General features: G+C 74.4%; 2 protein-coding genes. Both read left to right on the forward strand.

Annotated elements, in window-relative coordinates:
• The coding region (locus CCN44_RS42135) for a DUF6912 family protein (RefSeq protein ID WP_107502188.1) at window positions 1–360 on the forward strand (360 nt) is incomplete at its 5' end.
• A 56-nt stretch (window positions 361–416) separates the two neighbouring features.
• Window positions 417–1085, forward strand: coding sequence for an HAD family hydrolase (locus CCN44_RS42140; protein ID WP_059255021.1), 669 nt, complete (start codon window positions 417–419; stop codon window positions 1083–1085).
• Window positions 1086–1169 lie beyond the last annotated feature (84 nt).

Raw genomic sequence — 1169 nt, forward strand, 5'->3', positions numbered from 1 at the left:
CTCGGCCGGGCCGCGCTGGCCTCGCTGCGGCTGCTGGCGGCGGACCCGGGCGCGGTACGGCGCCGGGTCGTGGTCGCCGTGGACGTGCCCGACGGCGCCGCGAGCGTCGACCCCGACCGCGGCCTGGAACCGTCCGCCCTCGGCGAGGTCACCGTGACGGCCGCGGTGCCGCTCGCGAAGGCGGCCTCCGTGCACGTCGACGCCGAGGACGCGGAGCCGGACGTGGCCGCGGCGGCGGACGCGCTGGAGGCGGCGGACGGCGGGGACGACGACGCGCAGTTCGTCGTGGACGGGGCGGACGACCACGAGCTGCTGTGGTTCGCCACGCAGGAGATCCCCAACCTGGTCGGGCAGAGCTGACCCGGGCCGGTCGGACGGTGCCTTGAGTGTCAGTGGCGGCGGGTACGGTCTTGGACATGGGGATGCACGCAAGCGCGCACATCGTCTGGGACTGGAACGGGACGCTGTTCCACGACAATGACGCGATCATCGGGGCGACGAACGCGGCCTTCGCCGAGCTGGGGCTCGAGCCGATCACGCTGGAGCAGTACCGGGCGCTGTACTGCGTGCCGGTGCCGAAGTTCTACGAGCGGCTGATCGGCCGGCTGCCGACCGATGCCGAGTGGGAGCTGATGGACGGGGTCTTCCACCGGTACTACGCCGAGCACCGGGTGCGGTGCGGGCTGACCGAGGGGGCGGAGGACCTGCTCGTCGGATGGCGGTCGGCGGGGCACAGCCAGTCGCTGCTGAGCATGTACGGGCACGAGGAACTGGTGCCGCTGGTGCGGGGCTTCGGGATCGAGGCGCACTTCGTACGGGTCGACGGGCGGACGGGGCCGTCCGGCGGGAGCAAGGCCGAGCACATGGTGCGGCATCTGGAGGCGCTGGCGGGGGCGGCGGAGCCGGAGCGGACCGTGGTGATCGGCGACGCGGCGGACGACGCGGTCGCCGCGCGGTACGTGGGGGCGCGGGCTGTGCTGTACAGCGGGGGCTCGCACAGCCGGGAGAGTCTGGAGGGAGTGGGGGTGCCGGTGGTGGACACGTTGGCCGAGGCCGTGGCGGAGGCGCGGAGGATAGCGGGGTAACCGGGAGCCGTGTCCGGCGCCCGGTGTCCGCGCCCAGTGCCCGGCGCCCGGTGCCGCGTCTCCCAGGGCGCGGGGAACTGCGCG

It is taken from the genome of Streptomyces tricolor (assembly GCF_002155905.1).
Classification (GTDB): domain Bacteria; phylum Actinomycetota; class Actinomycetes; order Streptomycetales; family Streptomycetaceae; genus Streptomyces; species Streptomyces tricolor.

Excerpts from the sequence above, each read along its gene's own strand:
- CCN44_RS42140 (WP_059255021.1), top strand. The coding sequence starts at position 417 with ATGGGGATGCACGCAAGCGCGCACATCGTCTGGGACTGGAACGGGACG.